Source organism: Nostoc sp. (assembly GCF_036917415.1).
In the GTDB taxonomy this organism is placed as follows: domain Bacteria; phylum Cyanobacteriota; class Cyanobacteriia; order Cyanobacteriales; family Nostocaceae; genus Nostoc.
On record NZ_JBALDJ010000114.1, the window covers coordinates 45,042 to 65,913 of the forward strand.

25 protein-coding genes and 1 pseudogene are annotated in these 20,872 nt (G+C 38.8%); 16 read left to right on the top strand and 10 right to left on the bottom strand.

What is annotated here, in order from left to right; translation table 11 throughout:
• Nucleotides 1–84 precede the first annotated feature (84 nt).
• Nucleotides 85–1,557, bottom strand: a complete 1,473-nt coding sequence (locus V7K41_RS25560) for a TldD/PmbA family protein (protein WP_334852740.1) — start codon at nt 1,555–1,557, stop codon at nt 85–87.
• 180 nt (nt 1,558–1,737) lie between these two features.
• On the opposite strand from V7K41_RS25560, the gene V7K41_RS25565 reads away from it, so the two are divergent.
• Complete coding sequence (locus tag V7K41_RS25565) at nt 1,738–2,073, top strand: hypothetical protein (protein WP_334852742.1); 336 nt, start codon at nt 1,738–1,740, stop codon at nt 2,071–2,073.
• A 282-nt stretch (nt 2,074–2,355) separates the two neighbouring features.
• On the opposite strand, the gene V7K41_RS25570 is transcribed toward V7K41_RS25565, so the two are convergent.
• From V7K41_RS25570 to V7K41_RS25585, 4 genes are all read right to left on the bottom strand, one after another.
• On the bottom strand, nt 2,356–3,180 hold the full coding sequence (locus V7K41_RS25570; RefSeq protein ID WP_334852743.1) for a glycosyltransferase family 2 protein: 825 nt from the start codon (nt 3,178–3,180) through the stop codon (nt 2,356–2,358).
• A 45-nt stretch (nt 3,181–3,225) separates the two neighbouring features.
• Nucleotides 3,226–4,530 carry an NAD(P)/FAD-dependent oxidoreductase gene (locus tag V7K41_RS25575; protein ID WP_334852744.1) on the bottom strand — a complete coding sequence of 435 codons (1,305 nt, stop codon included), beginning with the start codon at nt 4,528–4,530 and terminating at the stop codon, nt 3,226–3,228.
• Between the two features lie 90 nt (nt 4,531–4,620).
• Entirely contained in the window at nt 4,621–4,977 is a 357-nt protein-coding gene (locus V7K41_RS25580; RefSeq protein ID WP_334852745.1) for an EamA family transporter, read from the bottom strand.
• A gap of 22 nt (nt 4,978–4,999) precedes the next feature.
• Nucleotides 5,000–5,392 carry an EamA family transporter gene (locus V7K41_RS25585; RefSeq protein ID WP_334852746.1) on the bottom strand — a complete coding sequence of 131 codons (393 nt, stop codon included), beginning with the start codon at nt 5,390–5,392 and terminating at the stop codon, nt 5,000–5,002.
• Nucleotides 5,393–5,539: 147 nt separating this feature from the next.
• Here V7K41_RS25585 and V7K41_RS25590 point away from each other — a divergent pair, with 147 nt between their 5' ends.
• Nucleotides 5,540–5,683, top strand: coding sequence for a hypothetical protein (locus V7K41_RS25590; RefSeq protein WP_334852748.1), 144 nt, complete (start codon nt 5,540–5,542; stop codon nt 5,681–5,683).
• A 46-nt stretch (nt 5,684–5,729) separates the two neighbouring features.
• Here V7K41_RS25590 and V7K41_RS25595 read toward each other — a convergent pair whose 3' ends face one another.
• Entirely contained in the window at nt 5,730–5,858 is a 129-nt protein-coding gene (locus V7K41_RS25595; RefSeq protein WP_334852750.1) for a hypothetical protein, read from the bottom strand.
• Between the two features lie 2,107 nt (nt 5,859–7,965).
• Here V7K41_RS25595 and V7K41_RS25600 point away from each other — a divergent pair.
• The 4 genes from V7K41_RS25600 to V7K41_RS25615 all read left to right on the top strand — a co-directional run bounded on the left by V7K41_RS25600 (nt 7,966) and on the right by V7K41_RS25615 (nt 11,534).
• Complete coding sequence (locus V7K41_RS25600; RefSeq protein ID WP_334852752.1) at nt 7,966–10,122, top strand: Tex family protein; 2,157 nt, start codon at nt 7,966–7,968, stop codon at nt 10,120–10,122.
• Between the two features lie 13 nt (nt 10,123–10,135).
• Entirely contained in the window at nt 10,136–10,477 is a 342-nt protein-coding gene (locus tag V7K41_RS25605) for a 2Fe-2S iron-sulfur cluster-binding protein (protein ID WP_334852754.1), read from the top strand.
• A 343-nt stretch (nt 10,478–10,820) separates the two neighbouring features.
• Nucleotides 10,821–11,222: a phage holin family protein gene (locus V7K41_RS25610; protein ID WP_292867426.1), complete on the top strand. Its 402-nt coding sequence runs from the start codon at nt 10,821–10,823 to the stop codon at nt 11,220–11,222.
• A 120-nt stretch (nt 11,223–11,342) separates the two neighbouring features.
• Complete coding sequence (locus tag V7K41_RS25615) at nt 11,343–11,534, top strand: YqaE/Pmp3 family membrane protein (protein ID WP_334698891.1); 192 nt, start codon at nt 11,343–11,345, stop codon at nt 11,532–11,534.
• Between the two features lie 290 nt (nt 11,535–11,824).
• On the opposite strand, the gene V7K41_RS25620 is transcribed toward V7K41_RS25615, so the two are convergent.
• Nucleotides 11,825–12,625 (bottom strand): histidine kinase, encoded by an 801-nt coding sequence (locus V7K41_RS25620; RefSeq protein WP_334852757.1) that lies wholly within the window; start codon nt 12,623–12,625, stop codon nt 11,825–11,827.
• A 191-nt stretch (nt 12,626–12,816) separates the two neighbouring features.
• Here V7K41_RS25620 and V7K41_RS25625 point away from each other — a divergent pair, with 191 nt between their 5' ends.
• The 6 genes from V7K41_RS25625 (at nt 12,817) to V7K41_RS25650 (ending at nt 15,370) form a co-directional block, all read left to right on the top strand.
• Entirely contained in the window at nt 12,817–13,041 is a 225-nt protein-coding gene (locus V7K41_RS25625) for a hypothetical protein (RefSeq protein ID WP_334852759.1), read from the top strand.
• 55 nt (nt 13,042–13,096) lie between these two features.
• Nucleotides 13,097–13,432, top strand: a complete 336-nt coding sequence (gene petJ / locus V7K41_RS25630; protein ID WP_334852761.1) for a cytochrome c6 PetJ — start codon at nt 13,097–13,099, stop codon at nt 13,430–13,432.
• A 111-nt stretch (nt 13,433–13,543) separates the two neighbouring features.
• Nucleotides 13,544–14,563, top strand: coding sequence for an aldo/keto reductase (locus tag V7K41_RS25635; RefSeq protein ID WP_334852763.1), 1,020 nt, complete (start codon nt 13,544–13,546; stop codon nt 14,561–14,563).
• 58 nt (nt 14,564–14,621) lie between these two features.
• Nucleotides 14,622–14,816 carry a hypothetical protein gene (locus tag V7K41_RS25640; protein WP_334852765.1) on the top strand — a complete coding sequence of 65 codons (195 nt, stop codon included), beginning with the start codon at nt 14,622–14,624 and terminating at the stop codon, nt 14,814–14,816.
• Between the two features lie 172 nt (nt 14,817–14,988).
• A complete protein-coding gene (locus V7K41_RS25645; RefSeq protein ID WP_334852767.1) occupies nt 14,989–15,210 on the top strand; it encodes a DUF433 domain-containing protein in 222 nt (73 codons plus the stop codon).
• Nucleotides 15,194–15,370: a hypothetical protein gene (locus V7K41_RS25650; RefSeq protein ID WP_334852769.1), complete on the top strand. Its 177-nt coding sequence runs from the start codon at nt 15,194–15,196 to the stop codon at nt 15,368–15,370. The genes V7K41_RS25645 and V7K41_RS25650 overlap by 17 nt, the downstream gene beginning before the upstream one ends.
• Nucleotides 15,371–15,719: 349 nt before the next feature.
• On the opposite strand, the gene V7K41_RS25655 is transcribed toward V7K41_RS25650, so the two are convergent.
• Complete coding sequence (locus V7K41_RS25655; RefSeq protein WP_334852770.1) at nt 15,720–16,193, bottom strand: DUF4385 domain-containing protein; 474 nt, start codon at nt 16,191–16,193, stop codon at nt 15,720–15,722.
• Nucleotides 16,194–16,270: 77 nt separating this feature from the next.
• Between V7K41_RS25655 and V7K41_RS25660 the strand changes: the two genes are divergently transcribed.
• The 3 genes from V7K41_RS25660 to V7K41_RS25670 all read left to right on the top strand — a co-directional run bounded on the left by V7K41_RS25660 (nt 16,271) and on the right by V7K41_RS25670 (nt 17,826).
• A complete protein-coding gene (locus V7K41_RS25660; RefSeq protein ID WP_334852772.1) occupies nt 16,271–16,738 on the top strand; it encodes a VOC family protein in 468 nt (155 codons plus the stop codon).
• 35 nt (nt 16,739–16,773) lie between these two features.
• A complete protein-coding gene (locus V7K41_RS25665; protein ID WP_334852774.1) occupies nt 16,774–17,352 on the top strand; it encodes a Uma2 family endonuclease in 579 nt (192 codons plus the stop codon).
• A 180-nt stretch (nt 17,353–17,532) separates the two neighbouring features.
• On the top strand, nt 17,533–17,826 hold the full coding sequence (locus tag V7K41_RS25670; RefSeq protein WP_334852776.1) for a hypothetical protein: 294 nt from the start codon (nt 17,533–17,535) through the stop codon (nt 17,824–17,826).
• An 18-nt stretch (nt 17,827–17,844) separates the two neighbouring features.
• On the opposite strand, the gene V7K41_RS25675 is transcribed toward V7K41_RS25670, so the two are convergent.
• Nucleotides 17,845–18,537 (bottom strand): Uma2 family endonuclease, encoded by a 693-nt coding sequence (locus V7K41_RS25675; protein WP_334852778.1) that lies wholly within the window; start codon nt 18,535–18,537, stop codon nt 17,845–17,847.
• Nucleotides 18,538–18,607: 70 nt separating this feature from the next.
• Nucleotides 18,608–18,846, bottom strand: a pseudogene (locus V7K41_RS25680) (SAM-dependent methyltransferase); the annotation flags it as partial.
• 331 nt (nt 18,847–19,177) lie between these two features.
• Here V7K41_RS25680 and V7K41_RS25685 point away from each other — a divergent pair.
• A complete protein-coding gene (locus V7K41_RS25685) occupies nt 19,178–20,686 on the top strand; it encodes a UbiD family decarboxylase (protein WP_334852779.1) in 1,509 nt (502 codons plus the stop codon).
• Nucleotides 20,687–20,872: the final 186 nt, after the last annotated feature.

Consider the following 20,872-nt stretch of genomic DNA (forward strand, 5'->3'; position numbering starts at 1 on the left):
TTAATACCTCCTAGATAAAATAAGTGGCAGAGCCACGAAGAAGGCGTTTCCAGGTAGAACCTGGAAGTTGACGAGTAAATGAGGTTATCGTCCACCGACGGTAATAGAATCAACCTTAATATGAGGTTGTCCGACTGTGGTGTAAATACTGCCACTGACTGAGCCACAAAAACCTGGTGCAATCTCCAAATCTTGAGAACACATGGAAATTTTATTCATAATTTCCTTGGCTTCACCGATGAGAATTGCTCCCTTTAGCGGTTTGGTGATTTTGCCATTTTCAATCAAATAGGCTTCATCAACACTAAAGTTAAATTGACCTGTAGCACCAACGCTACCACCACCCATCTTTTTACAGTAAATACCTTTATCAACAGAGGCAAATAATTCATCGATGCTATATTCGCCAGAATCAATATAAGTATTACGCATCCGGCTAGCAGCGGCATAGGTATAGTTTTGGCGGCGTCCACTTCCAGTTCTGGGGTGTCCAGTGCGTGAGGAACCTGTTCTATCTGCTAAGAAGTTTTTCAGAACGCCTTTTTCAATTAAGAGGGTTCTTTGAGCAGGCATACCTTCGTCATCCATGTCAATAGTCCCGAAGGCATTTTCAGAGCGCCCTTCATCCCAGGCTGTCAAACTTTCGTGGGCAATTTTTTCGCCTTTTTTGTCAGCAAAGGGAGAGGTATTGCGTTCTATTTGAGTGGTTTCTAGCAAGTGTCCGCAAGCTTCATGGAAGATTACGCCGCCAAAGTGATTGGCCATAATGATGGGATAAGTACCCGATTCCACGTAATCTGCGTAAAGCATTTTTCCAGCCGATTCTGCTATTTTATCGGCGGCTTGTTGAGAATCCCAAGTTCTCAAGAAGTTGGCATCACTAGTATTACCCGCGCGATCGCCAATTGAGGTACGATTAGCACCATCAGCACACAACAGGTTAAATCCTACTGACTGGGTAAGGCGAATATCACGCGCAAAAGTCCCGTCACTAGCGGCGATTAAAACTTCTTGCCAATCCCGGAAATAGGTAGCACGGCGCGATTGGACGTGGTTAGCTTTTTGCTTCAGGTGGGCTGTACCATCTAGGAGGATTTCTCCCATTTCTCGGATGGAGCTACACATCGGTAGCCATGCATCTTTACCTCTTTTGGTGGCGTAATCCCTGAGTAATTCTAAATTGATTTCTGGAATGAAAGCCTTAGCACTGGGTAGCTGTAATCCCAAGATAGAAAGACCTTTTTCTAAGGCTGCTTTCAAACCGGAAAACGAAAGGTCATTGGTGCTAACGTAGCAGTCAGCTTTGCCGCGAAATACCCTGACTCCCGCACCTGTAGACAGACTGGGTGAAATACTCGTGATAGCGTCATCTTCTGCAAGAGAACTAATATAGTTGCGACGCTCTAAAAATAATTCGATGAAGTCAGCACCAGCGGCGCGTCCTAGTCCCAGAAGGGTAGCCAGGGGGGCTTCCCACGTTTCATCGAAACGCTCTGGTGTGGAGGAATATTGGAGAGTGGGAAGTTGATTCGAGAGAAGTAGCGTACTTGTAAGCATGGGTAGCCTCGTCTGCTGGCGTAGTTCAGAGATTTGACTGAAAAATCCTGGTGTGTTCAGTCTAACAAATGAGTGAAAGCCACAGTTGGCAGTTATGCAGTAGGGGTTTCCTCACTGCACTTGGACTTTAGCTTCTACGCCTAGATAAAAGTCAGGAGAAGAAGAAATATCTTAGAAGTAATGCACTTGAGGGAGCGATCGCTTAAACAATTTAATACACCAAATGCAGATAATTCGCGTAACCTTTTGTTTCAATATACTGGCTATGACCCTATAAATGATTGGGTTTGGTCAAAAAGAAGCATGAATGCACTCGTCACTCGACAGATGCTAAACGATATTCTGCAAGTCAGACACAGTTTTGCTCATGGTTTTCCAATTCCGGCATTTTCTTGGACACAAACACCAACTGGAAAAGTTCGGCTTACCGCTAAAGCTATTAAGGATGTTGATGCCTTGTTACAATATCTTGTCGCTGTTCCTTGGTTTGAAGCAAAATATTCAAATTATCTATAGCATAGTTGCGCCCTGGTAATCAATGAAGAGAATACTTAGAGAATCAGTTGCAATACTGGACGTAATATTTTTCATACATAATTATAAGACAGTCTAAGACTGCCTTATAATTTCTGAAACTATAGAAAGGAAGATCCACCCAGATATATTAGTAAAAGCAACAATTTCATTAAACAAACTTCTTTTTGATTTCTGCCTTGCTCATCCCTATAATCCCACCGTTGATAAATTAGTATTTTCCCATCGAGTTAATTCTTAGTGAAAACCTATTTATTATCAGGTTTATTTACGATTTGCCATTTTCAGGGGAATTCTTGCTGTTTCTTGCTCATGAAAAATCCGATCTAAATTGGAAGTTGGCTCTGTTGATGCTAGATTCTTAAACAAGAGCTTTAATGTTCGAGTAATAGTTTTAAGAATTTTCATTTTGCTAGCAGTCGGCTTTTGATCGTATCTCAAAACCATTGGAATTTCTACAATTTTTGGTTTGAGTACTTTGGCTTTCAGCAATAAATCTATCATGCAAGCAAATCCACTTTCAGTGAATAAACTGTCACCATAATACATATCCAGTTTACTGACGAAAGTACGGTTATATAGCCTGTAGCCACAAGTATAGTCTTTTACGCCTGGTACACGGGCGGCAATTCTGAAAAGCCAGCTGGCTCCGTAACTCATCAGTTCTCTAAATTTTGATAAGCCTATGACTTTTGAACCTTTTCGATATCTAGATGCGATCGCAATATCATAGCTACCAGCTATCATAGTGTCATACATTTTTATTAACAGTTCTGGTGGTTGAGTATTGTCGCAATCCATCGCCGCTAAAAAATCACCTTCTTTAGAAATTTCTAAGAAAGTCGTAAAACCTGTTTTAATTGCTTGACCTAAACCAGCATTTTTGGGATGTTGGACTAATTTAAGTGATATATCTAATGATTGAGATTCTTCTAAAGCAGTCTGAGCAGTTTTATCGCTACTGCCATCATCGACAAGAATCAGTTCTATCTCTATATTAAAGATTTGCTGCAATCTTTGAAACTTTTTGAACAAGGGTAGAATTGATTCTTGCTCGTTATATGCGGGTAAAAGAACAAAAAGACTCATAAAGACCTCGTGTGATTTTTAAAATAAAATGCGAACGCTCAAATTTCAAGAATTCAGTAATGCTGATTTTTTGAGAAATTCATCGACTTGTCGAACTACTGCGTTGTTGTTGACGCTATCATTGACCAACTGTGAGGTATTGACAACGAAAAAATCATCGTTTTCAGTACTCACTTTTGGAACAAGGCTTGAATAATTTAAAACTTGTAGTGGCTGTACTTTAATCGCTCGATTAATATGTGCTGCTACAATGTCATCTGCTTTGAGTTCGGGGAACATTAAACGTATACCTTGGAAAAATATTGGACGTAATTCGTCATCTGGTTGTTTTAACAAAGGGTCAGTGGAAAGTATATATTTTGGTAGGAATGTGATGTGATATCCTGCTGTTTCTTGCAAAGAAACTAAGTTGCTCATACCGATAACTCCGGTAAAAGGAATATTTTTATCGGCAATATTTACTACGTAATAAGGAACTAGAGGTTTACGAGTAATCAGTACCATGCAGATTACACCCAGGTATTCTACTGTTTCACCAGTGCCTGAAACTTTCACTAGTTCCTTGGCAACAACCTGTTGCAAGATATTAACTGGGCCAGTAAAGATGACTTTATCAAAATGCTCTTTTTTACCCTGATATTCTACCCACATTCCACCCCCTGGATGAGGTGCAATATATTCAACTGCAACACCTTTGTGGATATGACCTCCAGCCGCGTAAATTAATTTTTCTATATGGTCAAAAACAGTTTTATAACCGCCAGAGACATAACCAAGTTGTTCTTTATTTAATGAAGAATCGCGCGCTGAAAATAGTCGTTTGATATAAGCCCAGATAAAAACTGCTGATATTCGCTTATAGTTTTCTCCTAATTTGGATAAAAGCAAAGGTTTCCAGAGCTTTTCGTATGTGTTTTTACCGCCGAGTTTTAATAGCCAATCTTCAACTAAAATCTTCTCTAAGCGCCGCCAGTTATTAAGGCGTGAACCATATAATAGAGTAAAAGCTAATCTGATTTTACCTATAAGTCCAAATAAAGGAAAACGTAGGAATTCTATAGTGTTACTAATAGAATAAAACTTTTTATTGTCATAAAAGCCTGTTAAACTTCTATGCCAACGCAGTTTATCTCCAAGACCAATATCTCTGATAAAGTTTATTAAGTGAGTATCAGAAGGTAAGATAACGTGATAAAAGCGATCCCAGGTAAATAATCCGTAATCATGATAGGTAGTAAGTCCACCAAGCTGCTTGTTACTATCAAAGACAGTGACTTTATGTCCTTGATGTGAAAGACGTTGAGCTAATACTAGCCCAGTTATGCCTCCGCCAACGATACCTATATTCATAAATTAAATTTAGATTTTGTGAAAATGTTTTAAAGGATGATGTTCAGAAGCTGTTAAGATTAATAATCTGATTATTTGCCTATTAAGCTATTAATGTACAACTAGAATTACGCCAGTTATAATAACGGAAATTCCTAACCACTGGCTAAACATAACTTCTTCTTTTAAAAGATAGTGAGAGGCAATTGGTACAAATGCATACATTAATCCTAAAACTGGAAAGGCTTGACTTAAAGGAATTTTCCGCAATACATAAAGCCACAATATAGTCATAAATGTATAGCAGATAAACCAAATCAAAAAATAACGAGATAATAAGAGATTTTTGATAGATCCGCTTTCTCCTTTATTAGAGTTAGAAATGTAAAGTCCATACTTGAGTGAAAGTTGAGCTGTTGTTCCAAACAAAACGACAAGCATTAAATTTAGCCAGGTAAAAATACTCATTTTTGTTTTTTTAAGTAATTAATTATTTAAATTTTAACTTTCTTATGGGATTAACTACTAAAAGAACACCCAAGAAGATAGTGATTACTCCTCCTATTCGAGTTAATGTAATCACCTCATTAAAGAAGTAGTATGAACCGAAAAGTATCCCGACATAATTTAAACTAGTTAGGGGATAAGCAATACTCAATTTTACAGATCGCAGAGCCAAGATCCAATTTACTATTCCTAAACAGTAGACAGTAATAGCTAATGATAGTTTCTGAAAAAACTCCCAATTCAATACTCCCTCATTTGTATAAATCATGGCATTTTTCATCAGCAATTGTCCACAGATACTAAATAAAATACTTACAAACAAAATAATATAAGGGATTATTTTAAAGTTTGAACTTTTTTGCGACATAGATTTCATCTTACTTTGCCTTAATCAAGATAGTAGGTATGAACTGGGCAGTAAAAAACCAGTTGTTTTGAACGTTTCATATCTCGGCGAAACCTTCTCTACAATTCGACCTCCACTTCAGTAAATAGATAACAAAATTAGGAAGACTATATTGAAGTGACTGATATCAAAACGATCGTTGAAGCTCATGCTCTAGAGTTAAAAACTAAATACTATGTCCTATTCCAGGATGATTGCTCTATCATGGCAGCGTTCGATATGATTCAAAGTAAAGCACGCTTAATTGTTTTACTGGATTAGACTCCCAAGCAAACCAGTTTATTGCTTGACAATTGGGACAATCAATTTAGAGTTTGCCCAACTGTAAATTACAGATATTTTCTATGCTACCCAGGTTTGCTCCAAGACTATTTTTAGCGCGATCGCGATAATCTAGTAGTAGATGCAGACATAGGAAGGTTAAGAACTTTGTCACAAATTCTCTTACATACATAAAGTTTGCAGTGTGCGTAGATGTAGCCCGTCGTAGACATCGCTGCTACTGAACTCTGATTCCATGCACATATTCAACAGATGCACCTAAATCAAAATGGATTGCTATAATTTTTGATTAACCCATTCATTAACTTTCATCAGTTGTATCCTGTTGTAGAATCTTTTGAAGATACTATCGATCTTCTCAAACTATAAAACCTAGCTGGATTGATAAATATTCTCTATTTGCTCCAGGAAAGTTAATTAATGTATTGATATATCATCAAATTTCTCCTGGCTTACAGACGTATCTGTAATCTCGGCTGGAAATTAAGCCGATTTATAAAAGTAATGGTTTTTACTCAAATTGAGTATGTATACGTGCTCTTTTGGGCATGGAAATACAATAAGTAATACAAGTCTGACTGGCTGCATAAATTATAGAGAGATAAATCAATTTACAGTAATACGCTTTACAGGTTTATAGGGAATTTTACTGAATGTCCAAATAGAGCCTTTTTAACAAAACAACTAATTCAAACTAGCGTTGGCTAATCAACTTTAAGTTGAAGTTGCTTGCATTGAATTTGAGATATTCCTACACCATTTAGTATTAGGGTTGCTTGATTTTTCATGATAATTTTAAATTAGCTGTTTTCTCAAAATTTATTGTTACATGTAATTACTTACTAGAATACCACGAGAAAGGCATGTTACAAATTTATCGTCATACTTTATCAAGAATTTATCTACTCACAAATACACTTAAACAAAAACTTCATAAAACACAAATCCTCCTCTATCATGAATTTTTGTCTTGGAAATTTGTACATTTATGAAGTAATTTCTGGGTATTAAACTTGTATAAGTAAAAAGTTAGTATTAGACTCGATAAATACAAAGCTAAGAGTTGATCCAAAAAAAATTGAACCTTGAACAACAGTACTTGTGCTGATAATATCACACAACATTATACTAAATTACAGCCTGAATTTTTAGATGACAATCGAGAGTTTGAATTGTTTTTTATTTATTTACAAAAGTCTTCATCTAAATTTATATATTTCAGACAGAGTTAGTAGTCTGCCAATTTTCTTTGGCTGGATAGAGGTTTTTTTCTTGTTTGGACTCATTATCCTCACAAAAATCTGTTGGTAATAATGATTCACCATCTAAACTGAATCTGCCAAGGTGTTAATATAGACTTAAAATCAAGCTAATAGCTGCAAAGTATGCAATTTAATTAGTACTCTTTTTAAACAAGGAGACAGTGGCTCAAACAGGACATAGTGGTATCAAGAAAAACAACGCTAAGTTCCCTTGGCTGAATAGAGGTTTCTCTAGGTTGTTTTCCTATTGTTTGGACTCATTATCCTGTAAAAGTCTGTTGGTAATGACGAAGACAATGATTAATAATCCAAACTGAATCTGCCAAGGTGCTAATACTAAACTTAAGATCGAGCTAATCGCTGCGAATACACCTGCAAGATATGCTATCTCATCAGTACTCTTTTTAAAGAAATAGCCAGTAGCTAAAGCCGTACATAGTGGTATCAAGAAAAACAAAGGCATTTTATTAACCTCTGAACTAAAGGTTGCAGTGTTTTTAAAACAAATTTTTTGTAAGTGTGGTTAATCTTACATCCAATGAGGTTTTAGCTACAACAGTCGAGCGAAATAAATATTATAGAAAATCAAGATTACGCAACGTCGTATATTACGCCAATTGGAATAATTATTGCGACACATGAAGCGCCTAAAAGCTTGACAACTCTTTTTTCTGCGGTCGATGGTGTGCGCGGCAAGCTTTAAAAGTACGTATGAGGTGGTATGGGAAGTTGCGTAGTGTTTAGGAACAGACAATTCCTGTGGGTGATGCTACTTTTGCCGTTCTCCCGACTCAGCCAAGGTGCTAATACTAGACAAATTCTCATTCATCTACGCAAATTGAAAGGGTTATAAAACTTGCGTAGGTGCGTTTTGTCTATTTCGCCAATTTTACTCTTGTGAGCAATCATCTGGTAAATTAGCTTAAAACTTTGGCCTTGCGCCAGGATAAGGATTTAGCATATTACCTTTAGAAGTAGCATTTTCATTTTAGACACCTAATGCTGAACATTCCTCAAATACTGGCAACTGAAATAAACCTCAAATCCCATCAGGTGCAAAACGCGCTGGAACTTTTGGCGGAGGGTGCAACAATTCCGTTTATTGCACGTTACCGAAAAGAGCGCACCGATGAGATGAATGAAGTGCAACTACGCGAACTGGCCGATCGATATACTTATTTAACAGAACTGGAAGAACGGAAATCGGTGATTTTAAGTGCGATCGCCCAACAAGGTAAACTTACAGATGAACTCAAAGCCAAAATCTCATCCTGCTTACAAAAAACTGAACTTGAGGATTTATACTTACCCTATCGACCAAAGCGGCGTACCCGTGCTACCATTGCCAGAGAAAAAGGACTCGAACCACTAGCAGAGTTTATCAAGTCGCTAAATGTTAAAAATGGTACAACGGCTTCACTAGAGGAAGCGGCTAAGTATATTTCGGAAACGAAGGGAGTAAAAACAGCAGAAGAAGCACTAAAAGGTGCTGCTGATATTTTGGCGGAAGAAGTAGCTGAAAAAGCTGAGTTACGCGCATATATCCGCGACTATCTTTTAGAAGAGGGGGTATTTCTCTCCCGCATCAAAGATGATTATCCTGAAGGTACAACCAAATTTGAGATGTACCGTAACTATCAAATTAGGGTAAAAAATATTGCACCCCACAATATGCTGGCGTTGTGTCGGGGTGAAACTGAAAAAATATTAAGCTTTGAAATTGCTTTCGATGAAGATACCCTACTTTACTATCTTGAGTCGAAAGAAATTAAAACCAAAGTACGGACAATTCGAGATTTTTATCAGGCGATGCTGAAGGATGCATTCAATCGTTTGATGAAAATCTCTCTTATGGGAGAGGTAATTTCTGAGAAAAAAGTTTATGCAGACATAGAATCAATCAAGACATTTGAAACTAATCTGCGGGAGTTGCTGCTGTCTGCACCAGCAGGGATGAAACCAACCCTGGCGATAGACCCTGGATTTAGAACTGGATGTAAAGTTGCTGTCCTCGACCAAACTGGACAATTTTTGGAATATCAGGCGGTATTTCCCCACCAAGCGGCTGAACAACGACTCAAAGCTGCACAAACTGTCAAAAATCTGATTGAAAAGTACAAAATTGAGTTAATTGCCATTGGTAACGGTACAGCCTCTCGCGAGACAGAGGAATTTGTCACGCAAGTATTACAAACCATAGAACGCAAACCAGTTAAGGTGATGGTGAATGAGTCTGGCGCATCTATATATTCTGCTAGCAAAGTGGCACTGGAAGAGTTTCCCGATTTAGATATTACCGTGCGCGGCGCAATTAGCATTGGTCGCCGTTTGCAAGACCCTTTGGCGGAACTAGTGAAAATCGATCCCAAATCTATTGGTGTGGGACAATATCAGCACGATGTCGATCAGAAATTGTTGAAAAAGAAATTGGATGACACTGTAGAAAGCTGCGTGAACTACGTCGGCGTAGACTTAAACACCGCCTCCAAAGAACTTTTAACATCCGTCTCTGGAATTACGGCAACAGTCGCCAATAATATTGTCGCCCATCGCAACCAGCATGGAGCCTTTAAAAATCGCCGACAACTGTTGAAAGTTCCGAAGTTGGGGCCAAAAGCTTTTGAACAAGCAGCGGGTTTTCTGCGGATTCGCGGCGGTGACAACCCTTTGGATAATACAGCAGTGCATCCAGAGAGTTATTCTGTAGTAGAAGCGATCGCATCCGATCTAAATGTGCCATTAAATCAGGTAACACAAATTGCCGAAAAACTCAAAAAAACCAATCTGAAGAAATACGTTACCGATAGCGTCGGCGAACCCACACTGCGCGACATCCTTAGCGAACTCGAAAAACCAGGTAGAGATCCTCGTGCTGAGTTTAAGTATGCCACCTTCAGAGAAGGAATTAAGGAAATCAAGGACTTAAATGTGGGAATGGAATTAGAGGGAATTGTGACGAACGTCGCCAACTTTGGAGCCTTTGTCGATATTGGCGTACATCAAGATGGCTTAGTGCATATATCCCAACTTGCTGATAGATTTATAGACGATCCCAATAAAGTGGTTAAAGTTGGACAAGTAGTCAAAGTGCAGGTTTTAGAAATCAACGAGAAACTCAAACGGATTGGTTTGTCGATGAAAGCAGTTAAACAATAATTAGAAACAGCAGATGGCAGTTTATCAAGTTCGATTTATCAATCCTACACTTGGATTAGATCGCACCATTCCAGTACCAGACGATCAATATATTTTGGATATGGCGGAAGAAGCTGGTATCCGCCTACCATCTGGGTGTAAACAAGGCGAATGTTCTGCGTGTATTGCTAAACTTATTAGTGGTGAAGTCGATCAAAGCGAGCAAAAATTTCTGCGTCCAAATGAAGTACAGGCTGGTTATGTTGTTACTTGTGTAACTTACCCATTGTCTGATTGCACTTTAGAAACCCATCAAGAACAAGTCTTATATAAATCAGCCCTTTATTATAAGCCTGATTTGGGAAAATCTGAGTGATTTTTGCCTTGTGACATTAAATTAATCTTAAATTTTTATGGTGCGTTAAATTTGTTTAACGCGCCCTTAAAAATATTGCAATATGTTAGAAATCTCCAGAAATTAATATGCGTTATCCACAACCCTTATAGAGACGTAGTACTGCTATGTCTCTACTCCTATGTCTAATGTATAGGCGTACAGATGGGCGCCCATAAAATGTATTTAAAACCGCTATATTTTTATCAATGATAGACCTAATGGTAGAAAGAAATTCTATCTTGCAAGGGAGGTGAAACCCTAGCAGATAGTCAAAGATGATATAAGAAGTCGCAAAAAAATCTCTAGTTATTTGGTAAAAACAATGTTAACTCCATTTTTAACTGCACTAGCTACAGCTTTGAGCCTGTTGATTGTCGATATCGTTGTTCCAGGCGTTAATATTGCCAATTTCCCCGCAGCTTTGATTGCTGCTTTAGTAATTGGTCTAATTAATGGTTCAGTTAAACCAGTTTTGTCTGCTCTTTCCCTACCACTTAACTTTCTCTCATTTGGAGCATTTTCGCTCGTTGTCAACGGTTTGTGTTTTTGGTTAGCAGCAGTGCTAGTTCCTGGGTTCGCAGTTCGTGGAATTATTGGTTTTCTGCTTGGGCCAGTAATTTTAACTTTTGCTAACACATTTATTAACAACTACTTTGTTGAAAGAAACCTTTTAACCAGCAGTGGTGATGTAAAGAATCAAGCTGAATTACCTTCTTCTAGATAAGTTAGAACTAGTAGAAACGGAAGTTAAGTCATGTTTCTCTCCTAGATAAAATCTCCGAAGATGGATTTCCTAATTCGGCATCTCAAATGTAATTAAACAAAATCACAAAGTTGTAACATCATGAAATTAGTTCGTTTTCTTTTAGGTTTGTTAGTTCCTCCTTTAGGCGTTTTCTTGACAGTTGGAGTTGGCCCGACTCTGATTATTAACATTTTGCTCACAGTTTTAGGTTGGCTTCCTGGTAGTATTCATGCAATTTGGGTTATCGCCAAGCATGACGAGCAAGTTAATCAAGAAGGACGTATTTACTAATACGCAATAAGAGTTTTATAAATGGGTAATTGTTGCACGATAGATAATTACCCATTTACTATTTTTTATATATAATACAGTGCAATGTAAAGCCCTCATCCCCCAACTCTTTCTCCCCAAATTGAGAGAAGGGGAGCTAATTTCAAAGTCCCTCTCCCCAGATGGGGAGAGGGATTTAGGATGAGAACTTTTGATTCATACAAAAAGTCTGATGAAAACTACCGTTTCAACAAAAGTAGGGTGAGAATTTCCTACCCTACTTTTGTAAGTCAATTAAACGTTAAAACAGTCTATTTATGAATAGTCTCACGCTCTTTCTCAACAGGTTGCTTATCTTTGAACAAGTCAGCTGCCGTTAAGAGTAATTGCCTCAATGTTTGTTTGATTTGGCGCTCTTTTCTTGCTAAAGATGTACCAGCTTCTCCTAATTGTTCTTCTAGTTGCGATCGCTTCTGTTCTACCTGTACAACCATAGATTCTGCTTGGGGACGAGCTTTATCATACCAGTGTTTAGCCTCGTCTAGATAATCTTGAACTTCCATATTCCGTCCGCCATAGCGTGCAGCCATATTAGCTCGAACAATGGCTAGCTGTGCTTGCAGTTGCGCGTAACGTTTCTTTAACAATCCTACTTCTTCACTATCTTTAATAGCATTGACAGCAGAATCAATAGCAGTTTTGGTACTCGCAGGTTTTTCCTTACCTGTCTCTTCAATTTCTGCCAGAATTACATCAACCTCTTGTTGGAGTTGTTCTTCTTCACCATCCAATTGAGCCTGTAGCCGCTTGATATCTGTTTGAGTTTTAGCAATGTTTTCGTGTCTTTGACTATTAATTCCTTCCAGCGCTCCTTCAATGGAAGCTGTCACTTCATCTTTGAGTTCACTACCTTTTTCTTGGAAGTTTTCAACTACAGCAGATACTGCATCTCTCACAAGGCCACGAACTTCACTAGAACCTTGTTTAAACTCAGAAGCTACTTGAGAAACTGCGGATTTTACTATTTCTCGAATCCGCTCAGTTCTTAATTGTCCAGTTTCTTTTGCTTGTTGCAGGTCGGCTTGAATTTGTTGCTTGATATTGTTAGGCATTTTCAACTCTTGGGATTTAACTAATTTGGATAAAATTTTCTAGAAATGTTCCTACATCATCATTATGGCGTAGCCCGATCTGGCTCGGTACTTCCTTTAGATAGAAAATTCTAGCCTTAAAGAGGTGATGTGTAGCATGTTGCCCATTTGTGAGATGATGAATATTTAATGGTAGTAATTGGGAGTCAAATATGTGGCGAGTAAATATTACTTGTTCGGGTGATGCCTGGAAGATTTCTGGTACTGAATTTAAAGCGATCGCAGAGAAATATCAAGGTGAATTGATTGGTTCCAAAAAAATGCCAGATGGTACGCGTATCATGTCTTATAAAATTGAGGATGTCAGCGATGTCGAAGCTTTTCAAGAAGATTGTGCAAATTTTGCTGGATTTACAACTGACTTTGAATCACTTTAGTATTGCTTTTAACACTTATGTGTGTAAACAGTATGTCCAAATCAGGAGAATTTAATTGAAAAAACTACTGACATTAGTATTAGTAACGTTTTTGTTATTAATTAGTACTTTTACTTTATCTGCTAGTGCAGCAGACACAGTTAACGGCGAACAAATATTTAGTGTTCATTGTGCTGGTTGTCATATCAATGGTAGCAACATAATTCGGCGAGGTAAAAATCTCAAAAAGCAAGCGCTGAAAAAGTATGGTATGGATTCAATAGAGGCAGTTATATCTATAGTTACCAATGGTAAAAATAATATGTCAGCTTACAAAGAGCGTCTCAGCGAACAGCAAATTCAAGACGTTGCTGCTTACGTTCTCGAACAAGCTGAAAAAGGCTGGCGTTAAAACATTAGGAGTTGGGAGTTAGAAGTTAGGAATTAGGAATTATCAGTTATGATTTATCTATTAGTAATTCTTAAGTCTTCCCATTCCTAACTTTTCACTCATAAATTGAAAATGAACTTACCCGCAGCTAGTCGTCTCCAATTTACTCCTGATTTGAACATCTGCCGCATATTAAATGGAATGTGGCAAGTCTCTGGCGGACATGGACAGATCAATCCCCAAGTCGCTATTGAGACTATGTTCAAATATGTAGATGCAGGCTTTACCACTTGGGATTTAGCAGATCATTATGGCCCCGCAGAAGATTTTATTGGTGAGTTTCGCTGTCAACTAATTGATACTCGTGGGAAAGATGCTTTATCTCAGGTGCAAGCTTTTACAAAATGGGTACCTCGTCCAGGCAAAATGACGAAAAAACTTGTCGAGGAAAATATTGATATTTCCTTGAGAAGGATGAATGTACAATCGTTAGATTTGATGCAATTCCATTGGTGGGAATATCAGGATAAAAATTATCTGGATGCCCTAAAATATATGGCAGAACTTCAGACTGAGGGTAAAATTAAGCATCTAGGTTTAACTAATTTTGACACGGAAAACTTAAAAATTATTACTGAAGCAGGTATCAAAATTGTTTCTAACCAAGTGCAATTTTCCCTTATTGACCGCCGCCCTGAAGTTAATATGGTGGAGTTTTGTCAACAGCATGACATAAAGCTTTTTACTTACGGTACACTTTGCGGCAGTTTGTTATCAGAAAACTATGTGGGTAAACCGGAACCGCGAGGATTTGATCTCTCCACTGCTAGTTTGAAAAAATATAAAAATATGATCGATGCTTGGGGTGGTTGGCGCTTATTTCAAGAGTTGTTGGCTATCTTAAAGGAAATTGCTAATAAGCATGACGTAAGCATTTCCAACGTGGCAGTGCGTTACATTTTAGATCAGCCAACTGTGGGCGGTGTGATAGTTGGTGCCAGACTTGGGGTATCTGAACATATAGAAGATAACGCCAAAGTATTTAGTTTTAGTTTAGATGCTGACGATCGCGATCGCATCAATGCAGTATCTCGCCAATCACGCGATTTGTACCAGCTAATCGGCGATTGCGGCGACGAATATCGCAGATAATTTTGGGAAAAAGGTGATAATACGGTGAAGGTTACTGTGGAAACTACTGCTGTCAGCCATGCCCCTAAACTTCACCTTCGCCCTCAGTCAACAGCAAACTTTTGAACTGCGCTGTGATTATGGCTCGCGTCGCCTGGATAAAACGGAGTTGGCAGCACTCATTAATTTGTGCGAGCAAAATTATTATGCTCAACAAAAAGATTATCTACCCTATCTCACCCAGTTGGGACGGCAACTTTATCAATGGCTATGAATGTACCGTTGCCAGTCCATATTTTGTACTCCGACTAAGCTACAGCTATTGTTGCACAGTATGATTTTGGTTGGCTTGGTGAGGGGGAGATGCGATCGCGTTAATCTGAAATTAATCGCTAACAATGTAATCAGCTTATGCAGTCCTTCAATATCACACTGCCAGATGCGATATGGAACCTCAATTAATACAGAGTTCTCCCGACATCCTTTCTGGTACACCAGTTTTCTATGGAACTCGCGTACCAGTACAAACATTGGTTGATTATCTCAAAGCAGGCGATCGCCTTGATGACTTTCTAGAAGATTTTCCCACTGTGAGCCGCGCACAGGCAACAGCGTTTCTCAAGCTAGCCCTGAAAAAGGTATTATCTTCTTATGAAAGTGCTGCTTAATGAATGCCTGCCTAAGAAATTAAAGCGAGAAATCACAGGTCATGCCGTATTTAGTAATACTGGGCATGATTATTGTTGGATTGCTGAGAGAAAAGATGCGATCGCATTACTCTTAATTAATCAGCGACAATGTAAAAAGTTTCTGAAATCAGTCCTCTAGATTCATTCACGAGTATAAAAGACTCGTCGGCGAGTATCAAAGACTTATTCACGAGTATAAAAGACTCGTCAGCGAGTATCAAAGACTCATTCACGAGTATAAAAGACTCGTCAGCGAGTATCAAAGACTCATTCACGAGTATAAAAGACTCGTCGGCGAGTATCAAAGACTCATTCACGAGTATAAAAGACTCGTCAGCGAGTATCAAAGACTCATTCACGAGTATAAAAGACTCGTCGGCGAGTATAAAAGACTCATTAGCTGTTTGGTAAGGTGCGTTAGCTGTTGCTAACGTACCAAAAATATCTTGGAGGGTGCGTTAGCAAGGTAACGCACCCTACGAAAGTTACTAATCTACTTCATACATTTGCTTATGTTTGGCTAAAAGCTCTTGATATCTCTCGTTTGTCTTTGCTTCTATCCACTTAGCTTTAAATATTGCTGCTGATTCAGCTTTCACTGGATCTACTTCATAGGGAAGAATCTCTTTTTTGGAGCTTGAATCTTCCGAATTTTGTTTGTACTTCCTGCCGCTTTTATGATTAGCATAACGGCGGGAGCGAGTATAGCCCATTTGAATAAATTTCCGTGCCATATCTGCGCCGACAAAATCATCTTTCTCTAAATAATCAAGAAAAAGCTCGTAGATTTTTTCACTCGACTCTCTAGCAATATCTGGAGTTTTGAACCGCCAGTAAGGAAGAATTTCTGATTTGTATGGTTCAACCAAAAGTACACCTTGCTCACCCTTGCCAACACGATAGAGTTCAGGATGTTGGCGAAAATCAATAATTTGAAAGTCTAAAGAATAATCAAAAGCCATGCTTAGTGTTTATTATTCATAATAAACTTTAAAAAATAAGTCGAGCTTCTATCTCTGTAGGGAAATTTTGTTTTATTATGCTATCTAGCACCCAATTCGTGAACAGTGTTATTGCGCCAGGAAGTCTGCGTAGAGTACATCACATTGCCCTCAACGTCAAGGATATGCAAGCCTCGCGCTATTTTTATAGCACAATCCTGGGTTTGCATGAACTCACAGGCGACGAAGTACCCGCAACTCTGGTGGAACTAGTCGCATCTGGGAAAGTAGCTAACTTCATCACTCCTGATGGTACAATTCTAGATTTATTTGGGGAACCAGAATTATCACCACCAGATCCCAATCCAGAAAAGACCTTTACCAGGGCTTACCATCTAGCCTTTGACATCGATCCACAGTTATTCGATCGCGCGGTGACAGTAATCAGAGAAAATAAAATAGCGATCGCACATGGCCCAGTCACTCGTCCTACTGGTAGAGGAGTGTATTTTTACGATCCAGATGGCTTTATGATTGAAATTCGTTGCGATCCAGATGTCGATTAAATAATTATTTGTCAGTAAAAAAGGGAAATACTTCTATGACAGCACTGACATTAAACTTGAATTCAATTCTGAAACTGACAAGAGAGCAGTTTTATCAGTTGTGTGAAGAAAACCCCGATTTACAACTAGAACGCAATGCCCAAGGAGAACTAGTCATAATGCCACCGACGGGAGGAGAAACTGGAAGAAGTAACGTTAATTTAATTCTGCAATTAGCATCATGGAATGAACAAAAAAAACTAGGTGAAGTTTTTGATTCTTCCACTGGATTTACCTTACTAAATGGTGCTGACCGTTCTCCTGATGTTTCGTGGGTGGAAAAATCTCGTTGGGATAGTTTGACAAAAGAACAAAGAGAAAAATTTATTCCTTTATGTCCTGATTTTGTGATTGAAATAATGTCACCATCTGACACTTTTAAAAAAGTTCAAGAAAAAATGCATGAGTATATGTCAAATGGGTGTCGTTTAGGTTGGTTAATAAATCGAAAAAAACAGGAAGTAGAAATTTATCGTCCTGAACAAGATGTGGAAGTTTTAAAATCACCTCAAACTATTTCTGGAGAAAGTGTTTTACCTAGTTTTGTACTAAATCTGAAAACAATTTGGGGATAATATTTGAAAATGCTCGAATGGATAGAACAGATATTAGAGATGCACAGTGAAATCGATGCTTGGAAACTGTATCCACACAAGCAGAACCCACCTTTGTGATTTTAAAAACCTCAATCTTTTCTTATGTATAGCTGCAAATGACCTTTGCTTTGGCTCTTAAAAAACACTACTTAATTTACTATGACCGCTAAACTCACACAAATATTTAAAGTAATTGAAGACACGATTGCAAAACCGCCAATTCCACACGAACCATACAAGCAATCATTGAAAGCCTGGGCGATGTATTGTTTGCGAGATAAAGGTTTTATAGTCGTTTATGCTCAAAATGCCGACTTTGCCATTGAAATAAAAGGCGAAGAAAAGCTATATTTCAAAGTATCAAATAGCCCCGAAGATTTAGATAATTCTCTTAACTGGATTGTTTGGGATAGTGCAACCAAAAGCGCCAGCCTTGTAATTCGTAATTCGTAATTCGTAATTCGTAATTAATTACGAACTTCCTTCCCCAAATAATTGGTGTAAGAATATTTGATGTTCTGGTGAATTTAATCCCAACTGCAATACAGCCAATACTTGCTGCATATTGCCAGCAATTAAATCGGACATTGATAACCACAAACCAGGAAATACTTGACTTTTAATAATTCCATCTGCATCCACTTCTAACGACACATATTCTCCTTGTTGCAGGCTAAACCAATCTAATTTGTTTTCAAATATTTGCCAAACAATATATTCTTTTACTCCATTACGACCATAAACTTTTTTCTTGTCATGTAAATCAATAGCAACACTGCTAGCTGCTATCTCTATTACCAGTTCTGGCGCACCTTCTATGTAATCATCATTGCTGAAACGAGATTGTCCTTTAGCTGTTGGTGTGATTAATAGCACTCCATCTGGTTGCGGTACATTGTCTCGATCTAAGCGGACTGTTGGCTCAATTCCCAATCTTACACCAGGGGTTGATGCTTCATAAACTCCCAACCAAGTGATTGTATGACCATGTGGTTCAGCATGACTTTCAAAGCGCAATGGGGATGCAAAGTATACAACTCCTTCAATTAATTCTGCCTTTTGATGACGGGACATTGCTTGATAGCGTCGCTCAAATTCGTAGCGAGTAAGGTGATCGCCATTTTCTAAATGAGGAATTCGCTGCTTGAATGATAGGTTGACCATGATTTTCTGCTCTGGCAAGGAGTCTTACTTTATTATGGCCTTGGTACATATTTTTCTTGTGATGTACTGCCTAAGCCCGATCGGGTTTCTCAAACACTATTAAATGCTGTTGGGTAACAAGTTTTTAGTTTCCCGCCAAACCAAACCAACAGCTTGCATTTCTTTACGGACTTGCTTTTGAGTCATCTTGTGTAGACGTTTGATCGTGATAAAGGAATTTTCACCGCGATATTTAACCAGCACTACCCGACCACCAGGTTTAAGTGCTTTTACAATTCCTTGCATCACTTCTGGGGGATACTCAAGTTCGGTCTAGATAATTGGTCTTTCAAGACGCGAGAAATCGCATCTCTACATCAGGGTTTTGTTGCTCATTCTGAACTGTATTGAATTAAAACCAACAAATTCCTGAATGGGAAGGACAAGGGAGAATGATTGAACAAGTTTCTTTTTTATCTCTTCCCAATGACGGCAGTTGCTCTACTTGGGGAAACCCCAGACGCTCGATGACTCGCTACCGCTTTGCTATCGCCCTTGGCGTCTCCCCTTGGGAGAAGACCGCACTGCCTCCCCAATCCCCAATGCCCCATAATATAAGAAAGCGCTTCACACTTCTTAAATAATCAGCTTTATTAGAACAATGGCGAGAGACTTGCGGGGATTCATTAAAATTTTGGAAGAAAGAGGACAATTACGGCGAATTTCAGCTTTAGTTGACCCAGATTTAGAAATTGCTGAGATTTCCAACCGGATGCTGCAAAAAGGTGGGCCAGGGTTGTTGTTTGAAAACGTCAAAGGCGCTTCCTTCCCGGTGGCGGTAAATTTGATGGGAACTGTGGAAAGGATTTGCTGGGCGATGAATATGCAGCATCCAGAGGAGTTGGAAACTCTGGGGAAAAAATTGAGTATGCTGCAACAGCCAAAACCACCGAAGAAGATTTCCCAGGCGATAGATTTTGGAAAAGTGCTGTTTGATGTGGTGAAGGCGAAACCAGGACGAGACTTTTTCCCCGCTTGTCAGCAAGTTGTGCTTCAAGGTAATGATTTAGATTTAAATAAGTTGCCTTTGATACGTCCTTATATTAATGATGCTGGCAAGATTATCACGCTGGGACTAGTAATTACCAAAGATTGTGAAACTGGTACTCCGAATGTAGGAGTATATCGTTTACAACTACAATCTCAGAATACGATGACGGTTCACTGGTTATCGGTGCGGGGTGGGGCGAGGCATTTGCGAAAAGCAGCCGAACGTGGGAAAAAATTAGAAGTTGCGATCGCACTTGGTGTAGATCCTCTAATTATTATGGCAGCTGCCACACCCATCCCTGTAGATTTATCAGAATGGCTGTTTGCAGGACTTTACGGCGGTTCTGGTGTGCAGTTGGCAAAATGTAAAACTGTAGATTTGGAAGTTCCCGCAGATTCCGAATTTGTCTTGGAAGGGACAATTACACCAGGGGAAGTTTTACCAGATGGGCCTTTTGGCGACCACATGGGTTATTACGGCGGTGTTGAGGATTCGCCGTTGGTACGCTTTGAGTGTATGACGCACCGGAAAAATCCAATTTACTTAACAACATTTAGCGGTCGTCCACCGAAAGAAGAAGCGATGATGGCGATCGCACTAAATCGCATTTATACTCCCATACTGCGGCAACAAGTATCAGAAATTGTCGATTTCTTCCTCCCAATGGAAGCTTTGAGTTACAAAGCGGCGATTATTTCTATTGATAAAGCATATCCAGGACAAGCGCGACGGGCGGCTTTAGCATTTTGGAGTGCTTTACCACAATTTACTTACACTAAATTTGTAATTGTTGTAGATAAAAACATAAATATTCGCGATCCGCGTCAAGTTGTGTGGGCGATTAGTTCCAAAGTTGACCCAGTGCGGGATGTCTTTATTTTGCCAAATACACCTTTTGATACCTTGGATTTTGCCAGTGAAAAGATTGGCTTAGGTGGACGGATGGGAATTGATGCAACTACAAAGATTCCGCCAGAAACAAACCATGAATGGGGTTCGCCTTTAGAATCCGACCCAGATGTGGCGGCGATGGTAGAGAAACGATGGGCGGAGTATGGTTTAGCAGAGTTGCAGTTAGGAGAAGTAGACCCGAATTTGTTTGGCTATGATATGAAGTAACGTGTTATAAATCGATACAGTTTAGATAGAGCAACAAAACTCTGATGTAGAGACGCGATTTATCGCGTCTTGAAAGACCAATTATCTACACTAATAACCCTTAACTGAAACGTATTGTATTATAGATCGCGCAGTAAGTTACAGTAATGCTGTACCCTTACGACAGATATTATTTAAATAAATGAA

Bases quoted from the DNA above. Each gene is read 5' to 3' on its own strand.
- V7K41_RS25565 (WP_334852742.1), top strand. From the start codon at position 1,738: ATGCACTTGAGGGAGCGATCGCTTAAACAATTTAATACACCAAATGCA.
- V7K41_RS25655 (WP_334852770.1), bottom strand. From the start codon at position 16,193: ATGGCTTTTGATTATTCTTTAGACTTTCAAATTATTGATTTTCGCCAA.
- V7K41_RS25660 (WP_334852772.1), top strand. From the start codon at position 16,271: ATGCTATCTAGCACCCAATTCGTGAACAGTGTTATTGCGCCAGGAAGT.
- V7K41_RS25585 (WP_334852746.1), bottom strand. From the start codon at position 5,392: ATGAAATCTATGTCGCAAAAAAGTTCAAACTTTAAAATAATCCCTTAT.
- V7K41_RS25650 (WP_334852769.1), top strand. From the start codon at position 15,194: ATGAAAGTGCTGCTTAATGAATGCCTGCCTAAGAAATTAAAGCGAGAA.
- V7K41_RS25610 (WP_292867426.1), top strand. From the start codon at position 10,821: ATGTTAACTCCATTTTTAACTGCACTAGCTACAGCTTTGAGCCTGTTG.
- V7K41_RS25580 (WP_334852745.1), bottom strand. From the start codon at position 4,977: ATGAGTATTTTTACCTGGCTAAATTTAATGCTTGTCGTTTTGTTTGGA.
- V7K41_RS25600 (WP_334852752.1), top strand. From the start codon at position 7,966: ATGCTGAACATTCCTCAAATACTGGCAACTGAAATAAACCTCAAATCC.
- V7K41_RS25625 (WP_334852759.1), top strand. From the start codon at position 12,817: ATGTGGCGAGTAAATATTACTTGTTCGGGTGATGCCTGGAAGATTTCT.
- V7K41_RS25665 (WP_334852774.1), top strand. From the start codon at position 16,774: ATGACAGCACTGACATTAAACTTGAATTCAATTCTGAAACTGACAAGA.
- V7K41_RS25560 (WP_334852740.1), bottom strand. From the start codon at position 1,557: ATGCTTACAAGTACGCTACTTCTCTCGAATCAACTTCCCACTCTCCAA.
- V7K41_RS25615 (WP_334698891.1), top strand. From the start codon at position 11,343: ATGAAATTAGTTCGTTTTCTTTTAGGTTTGTTAGTTCCTCCTTTAGGC.
- V7K41_RS25675 (WP_334852778.1), bottom strand. From the start codon at position 18,537: ATGGTCAACCTATCATTCAAGCAGCGAATTCCTCATTTAGAAAATGGC.
- V7K41_RS25640 (WP_334852765.1), top strand. From the start codon at position 14,622: ATGCCCCTAAACTTCACCTTCGCCCTCAGTCAACAGCAAACTTTTGAA.
- V7K41_RS25635 (WP_334852763.1), top strand. From the start codon at position 13,544: ATGAACTTACCCGCAGCTAGTCGTCTCCAATTTACTCCTGATTTGAAC.
- V7K41_RS25620 (WP_334852757.1), bottom strand. From the start codon at position 12,625: ATGCCTAACAATATCAAGCAACAAATTCAAGCCGACCTGCAACAAGCA.
- V7K41_RS25670 (WP_334852776.1), top strand. From the start codon at position 17,533: ATGACCGCTAAACTCACACAAATATTTAAAGTAATTGAAGACACGATT.
- V7K41_RS25570 (WP_334852743.1), bottom strand. From the start codon at position 3,180: ATGAGTCTTTTTGTTCTTTTACCCGCATATAACGAGCAAGAATCAATT.
- V7K41_RS25575 (WP_334852744.1), bottom strand. From the start codon at position 4,530: ATGAATATAGGTATCGTTGGCGGAGGCATAACTGGGCTAGTATTAGCT.
- V7K41_RS25645 (WP_334852767.1), top strand. From the start codon at position 14,989: ATGGAACCTCAATTAATACAGAGTTCTCCCGACATCCTTTCTGGTACA.
- V7K41_RS25605 (WP_334852754.1), top strand. From the start codon at position 10,136: ATGGCAGTTTATCAAGTTCGATTTATCAATCCTACACTTGGATTAGAT.
- V7K41_RS25685 (WP_334852779.1), top strand. From the start codon at position 19,178: ATGGCGAGAGACTTGCGGGGATTCATTAAAATTTTGGAAGAAAGAGGA.